Below are 23,357 nucleotides of genomic sequence, written 5' to 3' on the forward strand. Positions count from 1 at the left end.
GAGAACGAAATGAAAGAAGATATTAAATCTATGACATTGCCGGAACTGACAACATGGATGAGTGCTCTGGGAGAGAAGGGGTTTCGGGCAAAACAGCTTTATAACTGGATGCATAAGAATCTTGTTTCTTCCTTTGATGAGATGACCAACCTTTCCGGCGCATTGAAAAGCAAATTGAAGGAGCAGGCTGATTTTGTTGTATTAACGCCTGTTGATGTGCGGATCTCCTCAATAGACGGAACAAGAAAATATCTGTTTCGTCTCCAAGATGGAAATGTGATAGAAAGCGTTTTGATGCGTTATCGTTTTGGAAATTCCGTCTGCATTTCCACACAAGTCGGCTGCCGTATGGGCTGTCGTTTTTGTGCTTCTACACTTGATGGATTGGTCAGAAGCCTTCGCCCAAGTGAGATGCTAGAGCAGATCTACAGGATTCAAAAGGATATTGGAGAGCGTATTTCTAATGTTGTTTTGATGGGATCTGGAGAACCATTTGATAATACAGAGAATGTATTTCGCTTTCTAGATTTGATCTCATGTGAGGAAGGATTAAATATTAGTCAGCGAAATTTAACTATTTCGACTTGTGGTTTAATTCCTGGAATTGAGCAGCTTACAGCGCGTCACAGTCAGGTGACATTAGCACTTTCGCTTCATGCACCAAATGATACGGTGCGAAAGGAATTGATGCCGATTGCAAACAAGTATCATATTCAAGATGTGCTGGCAGCCTGTAAAAAGTATTTTGAGGTTACAGGACGGCGCGTTACGTTTGAATACAGCCTGGTAGCTGGTGTCAATGACAATGAAGATGAGGCAAGACAGCTTGCAGCACTTTTGAATGGCTTTCCTTGTCATGTCAATCTGATTCCGGTGAATCCGATTAAAGAAAGAAATTATGTTCAGTCTGGACAGGTTCAGATAGAAAAATTCAAAAAATTGCTTGAAAAAAGTGCAATACATGTTACTATTAGAAGAGAAATGGGCCGTGACATTGACGGCGCATGCGGACAACTCCGAAAAAGCTATCTTGAACAACATACATAAAAGGAGTTTTTGGAATGCAGATTAGTTGTAAAAGTGATATAGGAAGGATGCGTTCCCAGAATCAGGATTCTGTTTTTGCATCCGATAAACCGGTGGGGAAGCTGCCAAATCTTCTGATTGTGGCCGACGGTATGGGCGGTCATAAAGCAGGAGATTTTGCGTCTCGCTATGCAGTAGAGAAATTGGTGGAATGCATCAGCGAATCCGTTTATGAGAATCCGCTTCTTATTGTGAGCGATGCCATTCGCGTGGTAAACCGCAGAATCTATGAAAAGTCACAGGATTATGAAGAATACAGAGGAATGGGAACGACGCTGACGCTTGCATTTGTGGATGAGGCAAGTAAGCTTCATGTTTTTCAGGTAGGCGACAGCAGATTGTATCTGATTTCGGATACAATCCGCCAGATCACAAAAGATCATTCTTATGTGGAGGAAATGTACCGCAAAGGTTTGATTACAAGAGATTCGGAGGAGTACCAGAGCAAGAAAAATATAATTACGAGAGCACTCGGTTCTCATGATTATACCGCAGCAGATATTTTTGAGGAACCTGTTGTACCGGGAGATCTACTTTTGCTGTGCTCGGATGGCTTGACCAACATGGTCGGCGATGATGCAATTTTTGAGATTGCAAAGGGCGCAGCCTCACTGGAAGAAAAGACAAATGTTCTGATTGAACAGGCCAATGAAAACGGAGGTCAGGATAATATCTCTGTTATTTTGGCATCAGTGGAGTAATACCCAAAGGGTTATGGAGGATAAGATGATACGAACAGGAACAATTCTGAGCAGCAGATATGAAATCCTTGAGCAAATTGGTTCCGGCGGCATGGCATATGTATATAAGGCAAGAGACAGAAAGCTAAGCCGTCTGGTAGCAATTAAGATATTAAAAGAAGAGTTCTGTAAGGATAAGAGCTTTGTAGCAAAGTTTCGGATGGAGGCACAGGCAGCAGCCGGCCTTTCACATAACAATGTGGTTGGAGTTTATGATGTCGGTGAAGAAGACAATGTTCACTACATTGTAATGGAACTTATTGATGGTATTACGCTTAAGGAATATATTACACGAAAGAGAAAATTAGGAACAAAAGAGTCTATCGGAATTGCCATTCAGGTAGCTCAGGGTCTTGAGGCTGCACATAAACGTCATATTGTGCACCGTGATATCAAGCCACAGAATATTATTATATCAAAGGATGGCCGTATTAAGGTTGCTGATTTTGGAATTGCAAGAGCGATCACAGATGAGACAACAAACCTTTACGGTGCAGCAGGCTCTGTGCATTATATTTCACCGGAGCAGGCAAGAGGCGGCTACTGTGATGAGAGAAGTGATATTTATTCACTTGGAATTACGATATATGAGATGGTGACTGGCCGTGTCCCGTTTGACGGTGATACGACAGTAGCAGTAGCAATAGCGCATATCAATGAGGCAATGGTGCCGCCAAGCAACATTGAGCCAAGTGTTCCTGTTGCCCTTGAACAGATTATTTTCAAGTGTACACAAAAGCGTCCTAACCAGCGTTATTCAAGCTGCGCAGATCTCATAAAGGATCTTCGCCACGCACTTGTTGCACCAAATGAGCGTTTTGTTCATTTTGTTCAGCTTGAGGAGACTGCAAATGGAGAGACTACTGTTATGAGCGATGAACAGATGCGTGATATACGCAATCGTTCAGACCACGGTCAGCATGAGAATACAGCATATCAGGAAAGAAGCTTAAAGAGTCAGCAGATTAAGCGCTCACCTGCCAGAGAGAGTGCAGCAGCTCAGCAGCGCCGTCACGAGCAGATTGATTTTGAGACATATGGTCCGGGAAATCAGGACGACAATTTTTCAAGTGAAGCTTATAAAAGAGAAAAGCATTCTCGTGCTAAAAAAGTAAAGAGAGATCCAGATGAGGCAACAGCATTTGATAAGATACTGGCAGCAATTGGCTCTGTGCTTGGTGTTGCCATGCTTGCTATGCTTGTGTATATTGTAGGTTCTCTTTCCGGTGCCTTTCAGCGTACACCAACGAGTATATCATCAAATAAAAAAACGACAGCTGCAGCTAATGATCCAATCATCTCAACATATGAGGATGAATCGGGACAGAATGCAGATGGTAGAACAAAGGTGCCAGAGCTTCTTGGTATGAGTATTACAGAAGCAACAAAGGCATTAAAGGAAGCTGATCTTAAGATTGTTTTGGCAAGAACGTATGAGTATTCTGACGAGTATGCGACTGGTCTTGTGTGCCGTCAGCAGTATGACAAGGGTACAGTTGTTGATAAGGGAAGTACCATAAAGGTGTATTTGAGCCTTGGAAGTGATAAGTTTGAGATTAACGGTAAACTGTATGTCAATGGAAATGTTAGTATTCTAAAGTATTATTTGAGGAGCTTTAAGGACATTGATGTAGAGTATGTTGGCGAATACAGTGAGGAATATGCAAAAGATATGGTGCTTCGCATGGAGCCGGATAAAGGATATCTTCAGGCGGGAGATTCTTTAAAGGTTTACATTAGTTTAGGACCTGAATATATTGATGTTCCGAATCTTTATGGTATGACAAAACAGCAGGCAATCGCCAAAATTGAGCAGGCGGGCTTTAGTGTAGGAACGATTAGTGAAGTTAACAGTGACAATACTGAGGCAGGTCAGGTATGCGGTCAGAGCCTTGATCCAGGTACCAGTCAAAAGAGTGGAACTGAGATTGCATTTTCTATAAGTCTTGGACCGAAGATGGCAGTTGTGCCAGGTGTTGTCGGTAATTCAGCAGAAGGATACGCATATTCTGCAATAGGTTCTGCAAATCTTTATTATTCAATTGAATACGCAGAAAGCACATCTGTTCCAGCAGGTACTGTAATTAGTCAGGTACCAGAGGGCGGAACTTCTGTACCAGAGTATTCAACTGTAAAGCTTGTAATTAGTGTTGGACCGCCGACAGTAGGCTTAGGAGCTAATGATTTGACAAATATGACGCAGGAGCAGGCAACATCTACACTTGCAGGTATGTCACTTGGTGCACAGATTCAGTACGAGTCAAGTGATTATGTGGCAGTTGGAAGCGTAACAAGATGGGCTGCAACTAGTGCAGACGGATCCTTGCATGCAGGAGATACTGTAATTGTCTTTATCAGTACAGGTCCGGCAGCAACAGCGCCAAGTACAGATCCGGCGCCGGCACCAAGTACAGATCCAGCACCAGCACCAAGTACAGATCCAGCACCAGCACCAAGTACAGATCCGGCGCCGGCACCAAGCCCAGATCCGGCACCGAGTACTGATGCAGCAGCGCCTCAGGCAGACACAGCAGGCGCTGTAAGCTGAAATAATTGTAAAGGAATTACAGGATGCAGGGAAAAATCATCAAAGGAATTGCCGGATTTTACTATGTACAGGCAGAGAATGAATTGCAGTACGAGTGCAAGGCGAAAGGAATTTTCAGAAAAGACCATAAAAAACCTCTGGTGGGTGATGAAGTGACAATTGAGGTGCTTGATGAGGAAGAAAAGAAAGGCTCCATTACAGAGCTTCTTCCTCGAAGAAGCGAGTTGTTTCGTCCAGCGGTAGCAAATATAGATCAGGCAGTGATCGTATTTGCATGCCGTGAGCCAGAACCAAATTTTAATTTGCTGGATCGTTTTCTTGTTTTAATGGAAAAGCGAAATGTACCAGTTATTCTTTGTTTTACAAAGGCTGATTTGGCGACAGAAGAATTTAAAAAAGAGGTTCAAATGATATATGAGCCAGCTGGTTATCCTGTTTGCTTTACTGACTATCATGATTTTGAAGGAGAAGGACACAAAAAACTGTTTCATCTTCTTTCAGGGAAGGTGACAGCCTTTGCAGGTCCGAGCGGTGTTGGAAAATCAACGCTGGTAAATCATTTTTGTCCGGAAGCAGGGATGGATACTGGCGAAGTCAGTGAGAAAATAAAAAGAGGAAAGCATACGACAAGGCATTCAGAGATTTTTTATCTGGGTCATCAGACATTTTTATTTGATACACCTGGATTTAGCTCATTAGATGTGCTCTCTCTTGAAAAGGAAGAACTCGAGCTGCTTTTTCCAGAGTTTTCACCTTATCTTGGTAAATGCCGCTTTACAGGATGTTCTCATATTTCAGAGCCGTCGTGCGGCATAAAGGAAGCAGTCCAAAATGGAAAAATCAGTCAAAATCGTTATGAAAGCTATACAGCTTTTTATAAAGAATTAAATGCAGTAAGACGATATAAATAAAGGAAAGGAAAGTAACACATGGCAGATTTGGCAGTATCTTTACTATCAGCAGATTTTTCGTGTTTAGAAAAACAACTTCAGGAATTAAAAGAGGCAGACGTGAAATGGCTTCACATTGATGTGATGGATGGCAATTTTGTACCTAGCATCTCATTTGGATTTCCGATTGTCAAAACACTAAGAAAGGCATTTTCAGGTGTATTTGATGTCCATTTGATGATCCAGGAGCCGATCCGTTATATCAAAGAGTTTGCAGAATCCGGAAGTGATATGATCACGATTCATCTGGAAGCATGTGAGGATGTTGAGGCTACTTTAAGGTGGATTCGTGAGTGTGGCTGTAAGGCAGGACTTGCAGTTAACCCACATACCCCGATTGAGGAGGTCTATCCATATCTTCATCTGACAGATATGGTGCTTGCCATGACAGTACAGCCTGGATTTGGAGGACAGAAATATATCCATTCAGTAACGAAAAAGGTGGAGACACTGCATAAGTATTTAAATGAGAATGGATTTGATTCTGTTTTGATTGAAGTGGATGGTGGAATTTGTCTTGAAACTGCTCTGGAAGCAGCAGATGCAGGAAGTGATATTCTTGTCAGCGGAAGCAGTGTGTTTAAAGGCAATATTGGACAAAATGTACACGATCTTCTGGAGGCAATGAACCATTCAGAGAAGGTATGATGTATAGGCACAAATAAAAGCAGGACAGGTATGCAGAGAATGAAGAACTTATTGATTGTATTGGGCGGAACATTAGATGCTTTGTTTTTAAAGGAGTGCTATGAAAAAATGCAGCCACATTTTGTGGTGGCTGCAGATGGAGCACTTGAAAAAGTTTTGGCAGCAGGTATTCCATGCGATTGTGGAATGGGAGATTTTGACACAGTCTCAAAAGATGTGCTTTGTCATTTTGAGGAGGATCAAAATACAAAGTTACTCTCCTTTCCACCTGAAAAGGATGAGACAGATGCAGAGCTTGCTGTGCAGTTTGCAGTAGATCAAAAACCAGATAAGATTTGGATTCTTGGTGCAACAGGAGGCCGTATGGATCATATGCTCGGCAATCTGGAACTTCTTCATATTCCCCTTACAAAAGGCATTGAATGTGAAATAATTGATCAGCAAAATCGAATCAGGCTGCTAGATGGCCCTATTTTGCTTGAAAAAATGGCTGATTGGAAGTATGTATCATTTTTATCCTACACAGATCAGACACAAGGCATTACATTAAAGGGATTTGTTTATAATGTTGAAAATTTCACCTTGAAAAAGGGAAGTACACGCTGTATAAGCAATGAGATATGTGATGAGAAGGCAGCAGTTTCATTTACGAATGGGCTGCTTTACTGTATTCGTTCACGTGATCTAAGATGATTAATGATGAAAAAGAGGTATCAGCATTGAGAAAACAAATAATAGGTTTGACAGCATGTCTGGCAGGGCTTTGCTTTAGTGGATGCAGAGACGTTGTACTTTCTACATCTTTAAATGATCATATTCTTTTTAGCGGAACAAAAACCAGACTGAGCTTAGAAGAGTGCAGTCTGGTCTTTCTGGATTTTCAAACACGTTATAATCTTTATTATGAAAATCTGGGAGAAACCGATTTTTGGAAGGAAAAAGCAGGAGAGAGTGATTTTTCCGATTATCTGCGTGATGGCAGAATAAAAGAAGAACTGTGCACGTTAGTACTTTTAAACGATATGGCATCAGGGCTTGGTGTAACACTTACAGATGAGGAGCGCAGTGCCTGTCAGGCTGCTGCAGCCGATTATTATGGAAGTCTGTCTGATGAGGAGAAAAGCTATATCCAGTCAGACGAGTCAAAAGCAGCATCTTTGTATGAAAAGTATCGCATTGCACAGAAGACAATTGATGAGCTTTGCTCAGGTATAAACACAGAAGTTAGTGATAATGATAAGCGTGTTATGATACTTCAGTTGATCGCAGCACCATCATACGAGGAAATTGAACAGGCGAAGGAGCGCATTTCATCAGGCGAAGATTTTGAGAGTGTTGCAAAAGAAGTAAGTCGCTTTTCGCAGATTGAATATCAGGTAAGCCGCGGAACGCTAAATCCAATTTTGGAGGAAACAGCTATCTACATGAGTGATGGTGAAGTCAGCGATATTATTCAGACAGAGCAGAATTATTATTTGATTCGCTGTGTTGATGATTTTGACGAGGTACTTAGCTCTGAAAATGAAAGTCAGGTATTCGGAAAGCTTCGCTATGCAACATGGTCACAAAGTTTTACGTCATATGCAAAGGAACATACTGTTGGTATTTCAGAGGAGATATGGAAGAATCTGCATTTCTATCAGACATCAGCTTTTACATCAGATGATCTGTATGAGACGTATGATAGGTATTTTTGTAATAGTAATTGACGATAAAATTATTTTTTTCAATAACAAAACGGCGAGCATACATGTGTGTCAAGCAGCATTACTGTCAGGCATACATGATGCTCGCCTTTTTAGTGGATTTCAAAACTACTCAGAGTCACATTTTCAGAATGCATTTTGCTTACTATGAATAGTTAACAAATTTTAAAAGTATAGCTTCCGCTTACAAGCTCGAAGTCAGCCACACCAGATACAGCAGTATCTGCTATTGCAGCACCTTCGAGGATTTGTACACTATTGTGACCAATAGCTGGAAGTGATAAATGGGCAGTTGTGTTTGCTGGTATCGTGCAGTGATACACAATCGAGTTCTCTTTCTTTTCCCAGGAGGAAGTAATTTTTCCAAACGGTGTCGCTTGTTCACCTTTTGCAAAGCTCAGAGCGCCACCCCAGGAAGGTGTCAAGAAAATTCGATGATAGCCAGCCTCGTCTTTTTCTTCTCCTGTCTGAATACCGAGAACGGTGCGGTAGAGCCACTGTCCAATTGAACCATATGCATAGTGGTTGAATGAATTCATTGAAACGTCACCGAATGTGCCTGTTTCTGCAATGTAAGAGTTCCAACGCTCCCAGATAGTAGTTGCACCATTTATAACGCTGTAAAGCCATCCTGGATTACCTTTTTGCTCTAAGAGCGCAAAAGCAAGCTCATTCTGTCCACATTTTGTCAGTGCAGGAAGCAGGTGACTGATTCCAAGGAAACCAACAGAAAGATGATTGTCTCTTCTATGGATCGACTCGACAAAATAATGGGTTGTCTGCGCCATTGTTTCTTCAGGCATGAGATTAAAATCAATCGCAAGTGCATAGGCTGTTTGGCTTGGATGATGGGTGCTTCCTGCATTCTCACAATAGCGTGTCTGATTGATAATAGTACCATCTGCCTGCGGTGTGCCTTTGCTCATCTCACCCCAGTAAGCTAAAGAACCGTCTGGCTGGACCCAAGCCTCACGGAAGGCAGTGCGAATATCTTCGAAACGTTTTTGATAAAAGGCGGCATCATCTGTCTTTCCTAAAATTCGTGCAATGCGAGCTATCAAGTCAGCAACATAAGCGGCATAAGCAGTTGCTGTCAGGATAAATGGAGTAGATTCATCAAATGTCAGATGATCGCCTCGGCTTTGCTGAACCTGAATAAAAGGTTTAGAAGAAAGATCGGACTGATCATGTCTTTGTACACCATCGACAGTGCGAAGACCGCAGTTTTGGCGTGAATCAAGACTTTGGTAAGCAATCCAACGCGCCATGCACTCATAATTTTCTTCAAGAACACGAGTATCGCCGTAGGCCAGATACATTTCCCAAGGAACAATTACAGAAGCATCTGCCCAACCGGCACATCCGGCAGGACGGTTATCGCCGCCAAGAGGTGCCGTATCCGGGACAGCGCCCTGACGATTATACATTAGCTGACCGTCGCGCACATCAAGAAGCCATTTATTCATAAATGACTGAACATCCATGTTAAAGGCAGCAGTCGGTGCGAAGACCTGTGCATCACCAGTCCAGCCCATACGCTCATTTCGCTGTGGGCAATCGGTGTACACAAGAAGAGAATTGCCGCGCTGTCCCCATTGAATGTTGCTCTGAAGCTGATTGACTAACGGATCGGAACACTCAAAGCTTCCAGTTGTTTCTGGTGTGTTGCAAAGAACAAGACCTTCTAAACTTGTTACACAGCTGATATCGTAAAGCTCACAGCCATTTCCTGTGATTTCCACATAGCGAAAACCATGTGATGTAAAGGAAGGAACAAAAGTTTCTCCGTTTTCATCACCGCTAAAGGTATAGGTGTCAGTATTGGCAGCGGAGCGGATATTTTTGATGTAGATTTCGCCGTTTGCATAGCTCATTTCTCCGTAGCGAAGTTTAATTGAAAGGCCACGTTCACCCTTTAAGTGAAGGCGAACTGTTCCGACCATGTTCTGACCAAGATCGTAAACAAAATGACCAGTCGGAATTTCCTGCATAGAGATAGGAGTCAACACACGCTCAATCACAGCGGACGGGCCTTCTTGTGCTGTAAGTTCAAATTTTACAGGATTAGTAAAGGTTCCATTTGTAGGAACTGGCTTGCTTGGCCATGGAAGAACGCCACATGCTTTCCAACGTTTGTCACTATTATCAATATGAGACAAATCCTTTGGAAGCAGGCGCGCATCATAATTTTCACCATCAAGATAGTCAGAGTCAACTACAGCGCCCTTATCAGTAAAAAGCCATGAATTATCGGTCACAAGCTCATCCTTGCTTCCATCGGTGTAGGTAACGATCATGCGTCCCATAAAAGAGTTTTGCTCGCCATATTTCATAGGACCGCTGTAACCGCAGTAACCATTGTAATAACCCTTGCCAACGGTAGCCAAAAGCTGATTTTCGCCCTCATGCAGCAGATTTGTCACATCATATGTCTGATAGAAAATGCGAAGGCGATAATCAGTAAAGCCTGGTGCGAAAAAGCTGCCATCGGCGTCAATGCCATTTACTTTTACACGGTAGGAACCGCGTGCTGTTGCATATAGACGGGCAGAGGCAATCTTTTTGGATGGGTTTGCATGGAAAGTACCAAGCAGATTTATAGCTGGAACAGGGCAAGCCAGTTCAAACTGATTTTTTACAGTCAAGATGCCATCATTACAGGAACCAAGAACAGAGAAAATACTAGATTCATCTGAGAAGCTTTCATTCTGGAAAACAGTGTTGGTTTTCGGGTCAGAAATAACAAGATTGTCATAGTAAGCAGTACTGCCTAACTGCTTAAAGCCTATAGAGAACAGACATCCACGGCGCGGAACAAAAAATCCGGCATTTGGCATCAGGTCAGCTTCTTTTTGAATTATGGTCACATTATTGATAGAAACAGAAAGATCTCGGTTATCCACTGTAATGGAGATTGTATTCCAATCATGCTCTAAGCCCTCAGAAACTGCATCCTTACTAATTATGTAGCCAACTTTGCTGCCAAGAATAGTCACAGTAGGAATATGGCCTTCTTTGGTGCTGCCATCCCAAGCGTTATCGCAATATTCATAAATCATAAGTGTGCGGTTATCCATGTCCACATCAAATAATACGTAGTTATCCTTATTTCGGGCAGAGAGTACAATGCCAGCTTTATTACCGATGTCAGTTTTAAAATCAACGTTCATCTGATAGGAGTACAGGCAGGCAGTATTAGTTGTTTGCTTCGGTGAGCCAATCCACTGTGCATTGTTCCACACGGAAGCGTCCTTTCCCATCAGCCCAGTCTCATACCATGTAACTTCGCTTTCATGCATCATATTTTCTTCATCCCACACGAAGACTTTCCAATAGTAGCGTGTGGAAGGCTCAAGTCTGGTGCAGTCAGCCGTTAACGCGGTGTGCTGTATATAACTCTTTACAATATTACTGTCCCAGATAATGGGAGTCATAGTCTTATCTTTAGAAACGATGATGCGATAAGCGCTCTGCTTAGCACCTGTTCGTGAAGCAGCCATTTGCCAGGAAAACATAGGTGTTTCGCAGTCAACGCCAAGCGGTGTAATTTGTGCCTGTGTGCGGCATTTTACAATAGAAGTGCTCATTATGTCGATCTCCTTTTGCTATTTATTTATCTTTTGGTATCATAGCACAAAAATGGGGGAGTAGCAACCTATGAAGGGTTGTCTGGTCACTAAAATCATGCTATGATAGGGGCAGAGTCTGAATTGCGACTTGAAAAACAAAATATAGTCTGATTATTAGGAGGAGATAGATATGGCTTGCACAACAATATTAGTTGGAAAAAATGCTTCATATGACGGTTCAACAATGATTGCACGAAACGATGATTCAGGAGCCGGACACTATATGCCGAAAAAATTTGTAGTAGTTCATCCAGAGGATAGACAAAAAGTTTATCGCTCTGTGATTTCTCATGTAGAAATTGAACTGCCTGACAATCCGCTTCGCTGTACATCCATGCCAAATGCAGTTGATGGAGAAGGAATTTGGGCAGCTAGTGGTGTGAATGCGAAAAATGTTGCAATGACAGCAACAGAGACAATAACTTCAAATCCGCGTGTGCTTGGTGCAGATCCACTTGTAGTTTACGAGCCTGCAAAGGATGGAAAAGAAGAAAAAGCGGGTGGTATCGGTGAGGAAGATATCGTTTATATAGTGCTTCCATACATAACAAGTGCGAGAGAGGGTGTAAAGCGTCTGGGCAGTCTTCTTGAGACATACGGTACATATGAGATGAATGGAATTGCATTCCAGGATAAGGATGAAATCTGGTGGCTGGAGACTATCGGCGGTCATCACTGGATTGCAAGAAGAGTGCCGGATGATGTTTATGTAGTAATGCCAAATCAGTTTGGAATGGATGAATTTGACTTAGAGGATGCCTATGGTGAACAGAAAGGTTTTATGTGCTCAGCGGATTTAAAAGAATTTGTCGAGAAAAATCATTTAAATCTTTCTCAGGATGGAAGCTTCATTCCGCGTGATATTTTCGGAAGTCATGATGACTCAGATCATGTGTACAATACACCTCGTGCATGGTATATGCTTCGCACATTAAATCCTCAAACCTTTACATGGGATGGACCAGATGCTGATTATACACCACTTTCCGATGACCTTCCGTGGTGCCTGATTCCAGAAAAGAAGATTACAGTGGAAGATGTGAAATATGTACTGTCCTCACATTATCAGGGAACACCATATGATCCATATCTTTCATATGGCGATAAGTCTATGAAGGGTGCATATCGTTCAATCGGTGTAAATCGAACTGATTTCCTTTCTGTTATTCAGATGAGAGCAGATCACGAGGATGACAGCCGCGCAATTGAATGGGTAGCATTTTGCTCCAATGCATTTAATACACTGCTTCCATTCTATGCAGATGTCGAAAAAACACCAGATTATGTAGCAAATACAGATAAAAACGTGTCCACTGATAATTTCTACTGGACAAGCAGGTTAATTGCAGCGATGGCAGATGCATCTTACAAGAGTTCTCTGTTCCATGTTGAGCGTTATCAAGGTCATGTGATGGCAAAGAGTCATGCGCTGATTGCAAAATATGATGCAAAATTAGCACAGACTGCAGATAAGGCGGAGCGACTTGTCATTAAGCATGAGGCAAATGAGGCAATTGCACAGATGGCAAAGGAAGAAGCACTCGCAACACTTGAAAAGGTGCTTTCTGAACTGACCAATCAGATGAAGAATGCATATTCCAGATCAGATGCATAAGAATTCAGGATTTATTAATCATTCGGGAAAACTATTTTCCGCTAACGCCTTAATAGAAGATGAATATTCTGTTGGCGTCATTCCTGTCAGATTCTTAAACTGACGTGAAAAATATTGAACGGACTGATAACCAAGTCCGGCAGAAATCTGTGTGAAATTGAGACGGCCGCTTCTTATTTGCTGCTTGGCCGTCTCAATTTTTAATTGGTGAAAATAATTGATGGCTCCCGTGTTAAACTGCTCTTTCATAAGCTTTTGCAGCTGCGTGCGTCCAATTAAATTGTCGTGACAAATTTGCTCAAGTGTAATCTGTTCATGAATGTGCTGCTTTAGGTAGTTTGTGATCAGATCAAGTATTTCTTCCGTGTTTTTTAATTTATAGGAAGCAGGTTTTTTATCAAGTCCAATACTTTGAGCATTCTCAAAACGGCGCAGCAGATGAAGCAGAAATTCTTCCAGATATAGGCGAATGAGCTGTCCGCTGCCAAGCGGCATAGTTTGCTTAAGAGGCATGGCAGCTAAGTAGGGATCATCAAGGCGGCAGTCAAAGCTTTGCTTTGCCTCTTGAATAATTAAAGCAAGTAAGCGCCGCTCTGTCTGGTCAATGCGAAGAATGCGGTCTGAGAGCGCAAAAAGCTGTTTTTCTGATGAAAGCTGTAAATCAGACTTGTTTGACACAGAAAGATCAAATGAGATAACAATCAGATTCGGTGCAATTTGCCCATCAGAGCGCACGGCATGAAATTCATTTGGCTTATGAAAATAAAGTTCACCTGCCTTTAGCCGAAATTCAGTTTGATCACTTGTAATAATAGTCTCGCCTTTGTCTACATAAACAAACTCCCAAAAATCATGTGTTTCTCCAGAAAAAGTAAAATCAGTACGGTATTCATAATAGTGAATGCTATATATGGTTCTGATAGAAATAGATGTTTGAAAATCAATACCTGGATAATACATAAGCCGCCTCCTTAGCAATATTCTTATACTTTATTATGAATAGAAAGAAGCTTTTTTTCAAGTATGTTTTGTACACAAATATCTTCACTATGTATACAATCGTCCGTTTAGTTTAAAGCCATCTTGCTTCCTATTTTTTGTCATGTTATATTGAAGAAAAAAAGGAAACGAGGTATTTTTTATGGAAAAGAAATTTGAAGTAAGTGAATTTGCACTCGAAGCAGTGCGCCATTTTGAATTCAGCGGTACATTAATAAATGTTCGTCCATTTGGAAACGGTCATATCAATGATACTTATCTGGCAGAGTATGATATTTTTGGAATGGGTCAGGTAAAGGTGATCATTCAGAGAATGAATCGTAATGTATTCAAACAGCCGGAAGAACTTATGGAAAACATTGTAAATGTAACGGAATTTTTGAAGAAAAAAATTGAAAAAAATGGAGGAGATCCGTCAAGAGAAACATTAAATATTATTTCTTCTGTTTATGGAAAACCATTTTATGTAGATTCGCAGGGAGAGTATTGGCGTGCATATAAGTTCATTACAGGGGCATCCAGTTATGATCTTCCAGAGAATCCAAAACAGTTTTATGAGAGTGCGTATGCATTTGGTCATTTCCAGCAGCTGTTGTCTGATTATCCGGCAGAAACATTGCACGAAACTATTGTAGATTTTCATGATACAAAAAAGCGTTATCAAACATTTGAGCGTGCCGTGGCAGAGGATGTTTGTGGACGTGCAGCAAGTGTACAGCGTGAGATTGAATTTATCAGACAGCATAAGGCGGTAGCTAGTGAATTTATGGATCGTCTTGAAAGTGGTGATCTTTCCCTTCGTGTTACGCACAATGATACTAAATTAAATAATGTTATGATTGACGATCTCACAGGAAAGGGAATCTGTGTAATTGATCTTGACACTGTTATGCCAGGCCTTGTGATGAATGATTTTGGTGATTCTATTCGTACTGGAGCCAGCACAGCAGAAGAGGATGAAACTAATTTAAGCCTTGTTTCCTGTAGTATGGAATTGTTTGAGACATACACAAGAGGATTTTTAAAGGGTTGTGGCAATTCATTAACACCGCTTGAGGTAAGCCTTTTGCCGATGGGTGCAAAAATGATGACATATGAAAACGGTATTCGTTTCCTGACTGATTATCTGCAGGGAGATGTATATTTTAAGATAGCAAGAGAAAAGCACAATCTGGATCGTTGCCGTACACAGTTAAAGTTAATTGAAGATATGGAAGCAAAGTGGGATCAGATGCAGGAGATAGTGCAAAAAGTCAGCGCTGAAGTCTGAAATAGTCTTGGCATAATCGAAAAAAAGTAGTAAAATAGGAGAAAAGTTGCAAAAAGGGGTGGCAATGGATGAAAAAGGTAAGACAGCTGGCTCATCATTTCTTCTATAATATAGCATTTGTCAAGAAAATGATCTTTTTATTTTGCATCGGTATTTTGGTTCCGATGATTTTTCAGCAGACAGTTTATTATTTAGAGACAGAACGTGGAATAAAAGAACGTATGTTAGCAACGGTTAATGAGGCACTAGACGATAAAACATTAAAAATAACGTCAGTGCTTTCAGAGACCGCTACATTAGAAAAGCGATATTCAACAAACGAGACGCTGTATCAGTGTCTGGATAAAAAGTATACAAAGGATCTCGACTATCTGATTCAGTATCAGGAAACGTTTCAGGTACTTTTTTCAGAAACAAATCTGTATCCTTATCATATTAGAATGGTTAGATTGTATACAGACAATCCGACACTGATGAATGGCGCCTATGTGAGAAAGACATCCGATATGGAATTAGAATCGCTTGGTGAAACTCTTGATTATGTCAATTTGTATCCAGTGAAGGATCAGACAAATACATATATTCGGACTTCTCATGAAACAAGAAGAATTGCAGGAACATCTGACAGCAGAAGTCTTAGCTTGATTCGTGTGTTTGATTATTATAAGCAGCATGATGCATATCAAAAATTAATTCGTGTTGACATAGAATGTGATGATCTGCTTGCAATTTTGCAGGAGACAAACTTATTTGAAAATATGATATTGACTGATTCTAATAATCAGGTTGTCGTTGCGCTGAATAGTTATGCGAACAGTGGAAAAATGGTGCAGATAAATCCAGAAAAAATAGCGGACAGCGGCAAGCTTTTATTATCACGTGAGCTTTCAAATTTTGGTCTTACGTTATACGGGCTTTATGATATGAGCTCTATTTCAAAGGAGTTTCAAACAAGTAGAATTCAGTCATTTTTTTTGGCAACTGCCAGCATTTTATTTGCACTTGGCTGCGTATATCTTGTGGCAGGAAATATTAGCAGACGGCTAAATCGTCTTGTCACGCAGGCCGATGAGATTGCGCAGGGCAATTTTATCAAAAAGGCAGAATCAAGTACGGCACAGGATGAGTTTGGTGTGCTTGAAAAAAGTATGGATCGTATGAGTGCTCAGCTGGAGGAATTGATTGAGCGTGAATATAAAGCGCAGGTACAGCAGGCACAATTAGAAAGGGAAACAAATCAGGCGCGTTTTTTAGCACTTCAAAGTCAGGTAAATCCACATTTCATGTTTAATGCGCTTGAGAGCATTCGATTAAAGGCGCGTGTGAAGGGGGAGATTGAGACAGCTCAGATGATCAAATATATGGCAAAAATGTTTCGTAATTTGATTGAGTGGGATGATAATATTATTACAGTTCGTGAGGAGATTGCCTTTTTAGATGAGTTTCTTCATATTCAAGAGTATCGTTTCGAGGATGAGTTTTCCTATGAAATTCATGTACAGGAGGAGGCCTATGAGTGTAAAATTCCGAAGATGATTTTACAGCCGCTTGTTGAAAATGCATGTGTGCATGGTCTTGAAGCGATCGAGGATAAACGTTTAGTGGGCATTTGTGTAACAGCCGACTTTACAAAGAATATGCTTTATCTTCAAGTTGAAGACAATGGAGGCGGTATGACAGCAGAGAAGCTTGAGGCGTTAAAGGTTTCTTTTCAGGAAAAGGATGAAAAAGGAAAAAGTGTTGGTTTAAAAAATGTATATCGAAGATTGTCATTATATTATGGGGATCGTATGACATTTGATATTGAAAGTGTCGTAGGAAGGGGGACAATATGCAGGATATGTATACCGTTATGATTGTAGATGATGAGAAAGCAATTCGTGATAGTCTGCCAGCTGTGATTAATTTTGAAATGTATGGTTTTCGTGTTTGTCAGACAGCGAGAAATGGGCAGGATGCACTCGAAAAAATACGGCAGGAGCACCCGGATGTACTGCTTCTCGATATTCGTATGCCAATTTTAGATGGTCTTGGACTTTTAAAAGATTTGTCAGAGCAGATGAAGGAGTATCATCCATTTGTCATTATGTTGTCTGGCTACAGCGATTTTGAGTATGCAAGAACAGCGATTCGCTACGGCGTGAAGGCTTATCTGACTAAGCCGCTAGATGAGGATGAATTGATAAAAGAGTTGGAAGAATTAAGGGAAGAACTAGACAAGCGTCATGCATATCGGGCAAATGAGAAGCTTTTAATGCAGGCAGATGTAGTAAAAAATATGCTTTACAACGAAAAGCCAGGGATGCGTGATTTGATGAAAGGTACTTTCCTGATGCATTGTGTGATTTTAAAGGATGAATCCTGGAGGGAGCAAAAGGATCCGTATGAGGCGGTACGAAGCTGCATTGAAATGGAGCTTGAGTCCGAACAATGCGTATTTGTGCGAAGCAGAGGGTGCGTATTGACATATCTGGTGGCAGAGAATTGCCTGAATGCATATCAGTCAAGTGTGAGTTTGTTGGGACGTCATCTGCGCCATCGGATGAAATCACAGGGTATTAGCTGTGCTATTTTGTTGGACGAGCATATTTTTGACTTTTCTGGAAATCAATTTCGCAGTGAGTACGACAGTCATTTGTATGAGCTGATGACGCGTGTATTTTGGAGCGAAGAAAAAGTAGTGAGCGATCTTAAAGTATCTGAACAGGCACAGTTTCTTGAGCAGGAAAAAGAAGGATTTGCGGCAATTCGCGCTGCATTTTCACAAAATGATAAGGAGGCTGCCGTGCACAGTATGGAGGCATTTATTTCGCAGGCTGTGCAGAAAAAATTAAATATTGTCCTGATTCAGGAGCTTAATTATCGTTTCTTTTATCTTTTGCAGGATTTACTGCAAAAGGCACAAAATACGCAGGTTTCTCTGACAACATTTGACTGGAGAGAAAGTACATGGTATATGCGTCATGATGAGTGGGAGAAAGCAGTTAAGCATCAGTTTTTGATGGCGGCAGATTGTCTGACGACAGGAAACGTAGATGAGAAGGGAACTGCGTCACAGATCCTATCTTATATAAAGAAACATTTCAAAGAGCCGCTTTCGGCAAAAGAGGTGGCAGCACGCTTTTTTATCAGTCCGGTATATGTAGGACGCGTAATACAACAAGCATCTGGAGAAACCTTCAAGCAGTATGTGAATCGTCTTAAAATGGAGGAAGCCAAGCAGCTTCTTAGTTCATCAGACCAGCTTGTCTATGAGATAGCAGAAGAGCTTGGCTTTAAAGACAGCAAATATTTTATTTCACGTTTTACAGAAGAAACGGGTATGAGTCCGGCTGAGTATCGTAGGAAAAAAGGAAAGCAAAAGCAATATTTGCAAAGAGAGCAAGATATACAAATAAAAATGGTTTAAAAAGTGGAATAAAAGCGAAGCTTTCTGTATTGAGGATTGTGAAAAATCACGGTATAATGATGCCATCAAACAAGTTAAGAGAAACCACACAAGACGAAAGAGTGGTTTCAGAAAGAGAGGCATTTATGAAAAAGCGTGGCATGTTAACAATGGTTTTGGCATCAGCAATGGCAGTTAGTGCATTGGCAGCAGTTCCGGCAGCAGCAGATGAGGCAGCTGCAAGCAGTCTTGATATTTACGGTGGATTAACACCAATGGAAGATGCAGACGATCCGATTACCTATACAATTTTTGTACGTGACCCTGGTGTGGCACCATCAGAGGACAATCCGGTAATCAAGAAGATTCAGGAACTGACCGGTGTTACATTAAAGTTTGAATATCTTGTAGGTGATCTTGATCAGAAGCTTGGTGTTATGATTGCTGGTGGCGACTATCCAGATGCGATATTTGCAGGAGATGCAGCTACAAAGCTTATGGATGCAGGTGCATTTATTCCGCTTGAGGATGAGATTCCAAAGTATGAAAATCTGAATGCAATGTACTCTCAGGTAATAGATTATCTGACACAGGAAGATGGTCATATGTACAATATGGAAATTTACGGAACCATGAAGAACGATGTGACAAAGAATCCACCTGTATTTGAGTGTGGTATTGGCTTCTATATTCAAAAGGCAGTTCTTGCAGAAGCTGGTTATCCAGAGATTCACACGGTAGATGAGTATTTTAAGATCATTGAGGATTACATGGCAAAATATCCGGAGATCGATGGCGTTAAGACAACAGGATTTGAAATTTTAGCAGATGGCTGGCGTAACTGGGCACTGTTAAATCCAGTTCAGAATCTTCTCGGAGCAGGAAATGACGGAGCAATCTTTGTTGATCAGGATACATTTGAGACATCCTTCTTCCAGATCAGTGATGATGCATATGATTTCTACAAGAAGTTAAATGAAGAATATCATAGCGGTGTAGTTGATCCAGATACATTTACTCAGGATTATGACCAGTACATCGCAAAGCTGACAACAGGAACCGTTCTTGGTTTTTATGATCAGAACTGGAATTTTGGCAGTGCAATGAATTTGTTAAAGGCCGATGGAAAATATGATCGTACTTATGTTGCTCTTCCAATCACAAATCCTGGTGTAAAGGATGGCTACCTGGATCAGTCAAATGGTATACCGACTGGAACAAATGGAATTGGTATCACCATCAATTGCGAGAATCCAGATCGTCTGCTTCGTTTCTTTGACTGGATGCTTCAAAGAGAGGTACAGGACTACTTACAGTGGGGCGAAGAAGGTACTGACTGGGTTTATAACGAAGATGGAACAGGAAGATTATTGACAGATGAGCGTCGCGCGATCAATTATGATACGGCATTAAAGCGCGATCAGACTGGATTCCCACTGTGGAACTATTGCCCGAAGTGGACAGGACTTTACACGGAAGATGATATGCCATGTGGACCAGACGAGTCAGCTGATGAGTATATGGCAGCGCAGTCTGATTATGATCAGAGCTTTTTAGAGAGTTATGGAATCAAGTATCCGGCAGAGATGTTCTCCGATCCGATAATTCGTCCGGCATACTATCCAGTATGGGCAATGTCACTTGAGGATGGCAGCGCAGCTGCAGTTGCAAGCACAAAGATTACGGACGTGACCATGAAGTTTTATCCAAGATTGATCCTTGCTTCTGATGAGGCAGAATATGACTCTATCTGGGAAGATTTCTTGAGTGAGTTTAATGCAATTGATCTGGATGCATATCAGACTGAGATCGACAGACAGATTGAATTAAAGATGGGCAAGTAAATTTGTGACTTTTGGTAAGAGGAGGGTGCAACTTCCCTCCTCTTGTTTTATAAAAAAGAGCTGTGAGAAAGGGGTCGTGTCGATGAAACAGAAAAAACAAAAACAGCCGTTAAGTAAGACATTCAAAAAAATTGCAACAAACAAAGTTCTCTATATTATGCTGGTTCCTTGCATGATATATACCTTTATTTTTTCGTATTATCCATTAACTGGGTGGATTATGGCATTTGAAAATTACAAACCGGCAAAGGGCTACTGGGGATCCAAATTTGTCGGATTTGATCAGTTTCGATTTTTATTCGAAGATATAGAATTCTGGAGAAGTATGCGAAATACATTGGCTATGTCCGTGATGAATCTGATATTTAGCTTTTTATTTGCAATTGTATTTGCACTTCTTTTAAATGAAATTAAGTCGCTTCCACTCAAAAAGATTACACAGACAGTGTCATATCTTCCACATTTTTTGAGCTGGATTATTGTGTGTTCTTTGATTTCCAAGATGCTTTCTACAAACGATGGTGCAGTCAATAACGTACTTATGAAACTGGGATTGATTAAAGAGCCTTTATTATTTTTAGGTGATCAGAAATATTTTTGGTGGATTACTACATTTGCTAATATCTGGAAGGAAACTGGATGGAATTCGATCATTTACATAGCAGCAATTGCCGGAATAGATCAGTCTCTTTATGAGGCAGCGGAGCTTGATGGTGCAGGACGTTTCGGCAAGATGTGGCATGTCACACTTCCAGGAATCAAGTCCACCATTATCGTGTTGTTAATTATGAATCTTGGATGGGTTATGAATGCAAGCTTTGAGGTTCCGTACATTTTGGGAAGTGGTTTGCTGCAGGATGTTTCCCAAACTATTGATATTTTTGTATTAAAATATGGTATGAACATCGGAAACTATTCACTAGCAACAGCTGCTGGTATTTTTAAATCTGTGATATCACTGTTTCTGGTATTTTCAACTAATGCGATTGCAAATAAAATGGGCGAGAGCAGCCTGATGTAAGGAGGAGTGGTTATGATACGAAGAAGAATGAGAAGGCCGCGCAAGAAATTTTATATCAGTAAGCGTGCGCTGCGTCCGGGAAATGTAATTTTTACGATAGTAAATACACTTATTATGCTATGTGTAATCGTTGTCATGCTGTATCCATTCTGGAATACGATTGCTGTATCGTTTAACGATGCGCAGGATACTCTTCGCGGTGGAATTAAGCTTTTCCCAAGAGTTTTTTCACTTTACAGCTATCAGAGCGTATTTAAAAATAAGCTGATGGTTATTGCAGCAATCAATTCTGTACTTCGAACTTTGATCTCAACTGTGCTTGGAGTTTTGCTTGGATCTATGATTGCGTATGTTTTATCAAGAAAAGAGCTTGTAGCAAAGAAATTTATCACATCATATTTTCTCGTGACGATGTATATTTCAGCAGGATTGATTCCGAATTATTTTTTGATGAAGGATTTAAAGATGATAAACAGCTTTGCTGTCTATGTGGTTCCAGGACTTGTAAGCGTTTATAATATCATTGTTATTCGATCATTTATCCAAGGTCTTCCAGAAAGCTTAACTGAGGCTGCTATGGTGGATGGTGCAGGTCATTTTCGCTGCTATTGGCAGATCGTGCTTCCATGCTGCAAGCCAGTTTTGGCAACAGTTGCACTGTGGTGTGCAGTAGGCGCATGGAATCAGTGGTTTGATACGTTCCTGTATTGTTCAAGTAAAGAAAATCTGACCACGCTTCAGTATGAGATGATGAAACTTTTATCATCGGCCACACAGTCAGGACGAGATCTGTCTAGTGTATATGGAAATGGACAGCAGGTAGCAAATACAATCACACCAACTTCGATACGTGCAGCTGTAACAATTGTTGCTTCTGCTCCAATCCTAGTTGTATATCCATTTTTACAGAAATATTTTGTAAAGGGCGTAACGCTCGGTGCAACGAAAGGGTAACGTTACTTGTTTCGTGCCCTATATTCGCTGGGAGTGCAGCCAATATCCTTTTTAAAACTGCGGTTAAAGGAAGAAACATCGTGAAAACCACAGGCAAGAGCAATTTTACAGATAGCATCATTCGTTTCGACAAGAAGCTGGGAGGCCTTCTTTAACCGAATCTGGTTTATGTAATCCCAGTAGGTATGTCCAGTACAGATACGAAAATGTCTGGCAAAATAAAATTTTGAGAGACCGGTCTGTGTGGCAGCTTCCTCAAGTGAGGGAATGTGTTCAAAGTTTGTTTCAATTTTAGATAAAAGTGTCTGAATGGCAGTTTTGTGATCTGAGTTTGCTAACTGACTTTGTGCATTGGGACTAATTTTACCAGCAAGCAAATTTTGCGTGTAACAAATGAAAAACTGCAGCAAGAGAGAGTATATTTGTAAAATTCGAATAGGGCTGTCACTCCAGTATACTTCTGCACATTGCATGAGAACTGTAATTTCATGCTCATATATATCAGGACAAGTTATCTGGTTTATCAAAACAGCATTAGAAAAAGCACTGCGTACAAAACGAAAATCAAGCATGGAGTTAAAGATTGTCAGCTCAAATAAAAAGATAAAGCGAGATCCTTCACCTTTTGGATTTCCTTGTATGGAGTGCAATGCACCAGGGGGAACGACAAGAATATCACCAGGTTGAAGATGAAAAATCTGGTTTTGTACTGTTACGGTGTAGCAGTTCTCCAGTGCAACAATCATTTCAGTGGCATTATGCCAGTGCGTCATATAGCGATCAGGCTGTTCATTGTACCACAGACGAAGAGCCGCGTTTTCAACAAAAGGTGGATGCTCGTACTCTTCAGGCTCACTTATTTGAAGGCCTTGTGCAAGATCAGGCTGATTGCGATATAAAGCGCGCTTTGATTCGGAAAGAGAAAAAAGATAGCTAGGATTCATATGGCAGCTCCTTTC

17 protein-coding genes are annotated in these 23,357 nt (G+C 41.0%); 14 read left to right on the plus strand and 3 right to left on the minus strand.

The annotated features are described in order from the left end of the window. Nucleotides 1-9: 9 nt before the first annotated feature. From rlmN to WJP93_RS10195, 7 genes are read left to right on the plus strand one after another with little or no spacing between them, the layout of a single operon-like run. The gene (gene rlmN / locus WJP93_RS10165; protein WP_227099947.1) at nucleotides 10-1,047 is read left to right on the plus strand and encodes a 23S rRNA (adenine(2503)-C(2))-methyltransferase RlmN; all 1,038 of its coding nucleotides are present in this window, start codon (nucleotides 10-12) and stop codon (nucleotides 1,045-1,047) included. A 14-nt stretch (nucleotides 1,048-1,061) separates the two neighbouring features. Next, entirely contained in the window at nucleotides 1,062-1,787 is a 726-nt protein-coding gene (locus WJP93_RS10170) for a Stp1/IreP family PP2C-type Ser/Thr phosphatase (protein ID WP_066562244.1), read from the plus strand. A gap of 25 nt (nucleotides 1,788-1,812) precedes the next feature. Then, nucleotides 1,813-4,374, plus strand: a complete 2,562-nt coding sequence (gene pknB / locus WJP93_RS10175) for a Stk1 family PASTA domain-containing Ser/Thr kinase (RefSeq protein WP_337548109.1) — start codon at nucleotides 1,813-1,815, stop codon at nucleotides 4,372-4,374. Between the two features lie 23 nt (nucleotides 4,375-4,397). Further along, on the plus strand, nucleotides 4,398-5,285 hold the full coding sequence (gene rsgA, locus WJP93_RS10180; RefSeq protein ID WP_308731847.1) for a ribosome small subunit-dependent GTPase A: 888 nt from the start codon (nucleotides 4,398-4,400) through the stop codon (nucleotides 5,283-5,285). An 18-nt stretch (nucleotides 5,286-5,303) separates the two neighbouring features. Then, entirely contained in the window at nucleotides 5,304-5,972 is a 669-nt protein-coding gene (gene rpe / locus WJP93_RS10185) for a ribulose-phosphate 3-epimerase (RefSeq protein ID WP_066562237.1), read from the plus strand. Nucleotides 5,973-6,011: 39 nt separating this feature from the next. Further along, complete coding sequence (locus tag WJP93_RS10190; protein WP_337548112.1) at nucleotides 6,012-6,665, plus strand: thiamine diphosphokinase; 654 nt, start codon at nucleotides 6,012-6,014, stop codon at nucleotides 6,663-6,665. A gap of 26 nt (nucleotides 6,666-6,691) precedes the next feature. Continuing rightward, nucleotides 6,692-7,681 (plus strand): peptidylprolyl isomerase, encoded by a 990-nt coding sequence (locus WJP93_RS10195; protein WP_337548114.1) that lies wholly within the window; start codon nucleotides 6,692-6,694, stop codon nucleotides 7,679-7,681. A gap of 152 nt (nucleotides 7,682-7,833) precedes the next feature. Here WJP93_RS10195 and WJP93_RS10200 read toward each other — a convergent pair whose 3' ends face one another. Next, nucleotides 7,834-11,265: a family 78 glycoside hydrolase catalytic domain gene (locus WJP93_RS10200; RefSeq protein WP_337548116.1), complete on the minus strand. Its 3,432-nt coding sequence runs from the start codon at nucleotides 11,263-11,265 to the stop codon at nucleotides 7,834-7,836. A 172-nt stretch (nucleotides 11,266-11,437) separates the two neighbouring features. Between WJP93_RS10200 and WJP93_RS10205 the strand changes: the two genes are divergently transcribed. Beyond that, on the plus strand, nucleotides 11,438-12,922 hold the full coding sequence (locus WJP93_RS10205; RefSeq protein WP_337548117.1) for a C69 family dipeptidase: 1,485 nt from the start codon (nucleotides 11,438-11,440) through the stop codon (nucleotides 12,920-12,922). Between the two features lie 18 nt (nucleotides 12,923-12,940). Here WJP93_RS10205 and WJP93_RS10210 read toward each other — a convergent pair whose 3' ends face one another. Beyond that, entirely contained in the window at nucleotides 12,941-13,882 is a 942-nt protein-coding gene (locus WJP93_RS10210) for an AraC family transcriptional regulator (protein ID WP_337548119.1), read from the minus strand. Nucleotides 13,883-14,063: 181 nt separating this feature from the next. Between WJP93_RS10210 and WJP93_RS10215 the strand changes: the two genes are divergently transcribed. From WJP93_RS10215 to WJP93_RS10240, 6 genes are all read left to right on the plus strand, one after another. Beyond that, on the plus strand, nucleotides 14,064-15,191 hold the full coding sequence (locus tag WJP93_RS10215) for an aminoglycoside phosphotransferase family protein (protein ID WP_337548121.1): 1,128 nt from the start codon (nucleotides 14,064-14,066) through the stop codon (nucleotides 15,189-15,191). A gap of 68 nt (nucleotides 15,192-15,259) precedes the next feature. Then, nucleotides 15,260-17,047 carry a sensor histidine kinase gene (locus WJP93_RS10220; RefSeq protein WP_337548123.1) on the plus strand — a complete coding sequence of 596 codons (1,788 nt, stop codon included), beginning with the start codon at nucleotides 15,260-15,262 and terminating at the stop codon, nucleotides 17,045-17,047. Continuing rightward, the gene (locus tag WJP93_RS10225) at nucleotides 17,023-18,600 is read left to right on the plus strand and encodes a response regulator (RefSeq protein ID WP_337548124.1); all 1,578 of its coding nucleotides are present in this window, start codon (nucleotides 17,023-17,025) and stop codon (nucleotides 18,598-18,600) included. Before WJP93_RS10220 ends, WJP93_RS10225 begins: the two co-directional genes overlap by 25 nt. A gap of 125 nt (nucleotides 18,601-18,725) precedes the next feature. Further along, the gene (locus tag WJP93_RS10230; RefSeq protein WP_337548126.1) at nucleotides 18,726-20,423 is read left to right on the plus strand and encodes an extracellular solute-binding protein; all 1,698 of its coding nucleotides are present in this window, start codon (nucleotides 18,726-18,728) and stop codon (nucleotides 20,421-20,423) included. Between the two features lie 82 nt (nucleotides 20,424-20,505). Beyond that, nucleotides 20,506-21,444, plus strand: a complete 939-nt coding sequence (locus WJP93_RS10235; protein ID WP_337548127.1) for an ABC transporter permease subunit — start codon at nucleotides 20,506-20,508, stop codon at nucleotides 21,442-21,444. Between the two features lie 12 nt (nucleotides 21,445-21,456). Then, nucleotides 21,457-22,398: a carbohydrate ABC transporter permease gene (locus WJP93_RS10240; RefSeq protein ID WP_337548128.1), complete on the plus strand. Its 942-nt coding sequence runs from the start codon at nucleotides 21,457-21,459 to the stop codon at nucleotides 22,396-22,398. Between the two features lie 2 nt (nucleotides 22,399-22,400). Here the strand turns inward: WJP93_RS10240 and WJP93_RS10245 are convergent, their stop codons facing one another. Continuing rightward, nucleotides 22,401-23,342, minus strand: a complete 942-nt coding sequence (locus WJP93_RS10245) for a helix-turn-helix domain-containing protein (protein WP_337548130.1) — start codon at nucleotides 23,340-23,342, stop codon at nucleotides 22,401-22,403. Nucleotides 23,343-23,357 lie beyond the last annotated feature (15 nt).

It is taken from the genome of Anthropogastromicrobium sp. (assembly GCF_037349415.1).
Taxonomy (GTDB): Bacteria; Bacillota; Clostridia; order Lachnospirales; family Lachnospiraceae; genus Anthropogastromicrobium; species Anthropogastromicrobium aceti.

Bases quoted from the DNA above. Each gene is read 5' to 3' on its own strand.
- rlmN (WP_227099947.1), top strand. From the start codon at position 10: ATGAAAGAAGATATTAAATCTATGACATTGCCGGAACTGACAACATGG.
- WJP93_RS10170 (WP_066562244.1), top strand. From the start codon at position 1,062: ATGCAGATTAGTTGTAAAAGTGATATAGGAAGGATGCGTTCCCAGAAT.
- pknB (WP_337548109.1), top strand. From the start codon at position 1,813: ATGATACGAACAGGAACAATTCTGAGCAGCAGATATGAAATCCTTGAG.
- rsgA (WP_308731847.1), top strand. From the start codon at position 4,398: ATGCAGGGAAAAATCATCAAAGGAATTGCCGGATTTTACTATGTACAG.
- rpe (WP_066562237.1), top strand. From the start codon at position 5,304: ATGGCAGATTTGGCAGTATCTTTACTATCAGCAGATTTTTCGTGTTTA.
- WJP93_RS10190 (WP_337548112.1), top strand. From the start codon at position 6,012: ATGAAGAACTTATTGATTGTATTGGGCGGAACATTAGATGCTTTGTTT.
- WJP93_RS10200 (WP_337548116.1), bottom strand. From the start codon at position 11,265: ATGAGCACTTCTATTGTAAAATGCCGCACACAGGCACAAATTACACCG.
- WJP93_RS10205 (WP_337548117.1), top strand. From the start codon at position 11,438: ATGGCTTGCACAACAATATTAGTTGGAAAAAATGCTTCATATGACGGT.
- WJP93_RS10210 (WP_337548119.1), bottom strand. From the start codon at position 13,882: ATGTATTATCCAGGTATTGATTTTCAAACATCTATTTCTATCAGAACC.
- WJP93_RS10215 (WP_337548121.1), top strand. From the start codon at position 14,064: ATGGAAAAGAAATTTGAAGTAAGTGAATTTGCACTCGAAGCAGTGCGC.
- WJP93_RS10220 (WP_337548123.1), top strand. From the start codon at position 15,260: ATGAAAAAGGTAAGACAGCTGGCTCATCATTTCTTCTATAATATAGCA.
- WJP93_RS10225 (WP_337548124.1), top strand. From the start codon at position 17,023: ATGCAGGATATGTATACCGTTATGATTGTAGATGATGAGAAAGCAATT.
- WJP93_RS10230 (WP_337548126.1), top strand. From the start codon at position 18,726: ATGAAAAAGCGTGGCATGTTAACAATGGTTTTGGCATCAGCAATGGCA.
- WJP93_RS10235 (WP_337548127.1), top strand. From the start codon at position 20,506: ATGAAACAGAAAAAACAAAAACAGCCGTTAAGTAAGACATTCAAAAAA.
- WJP93_RS10240 (WP_337548128.1), top strand. From the start codon at position 21,457: ATGATACGAAGAAGAATGAGAAGGCCGCGCAAGAAATTTTATATCAGT.
- WJP93_RS10245 (WP_337548130.1), bottom strand. From the start codon at position 23,342: ATGAATCCTAGCTATCTTTTTTCTCTTTCCGAATCAAAGCGCGCTTTA.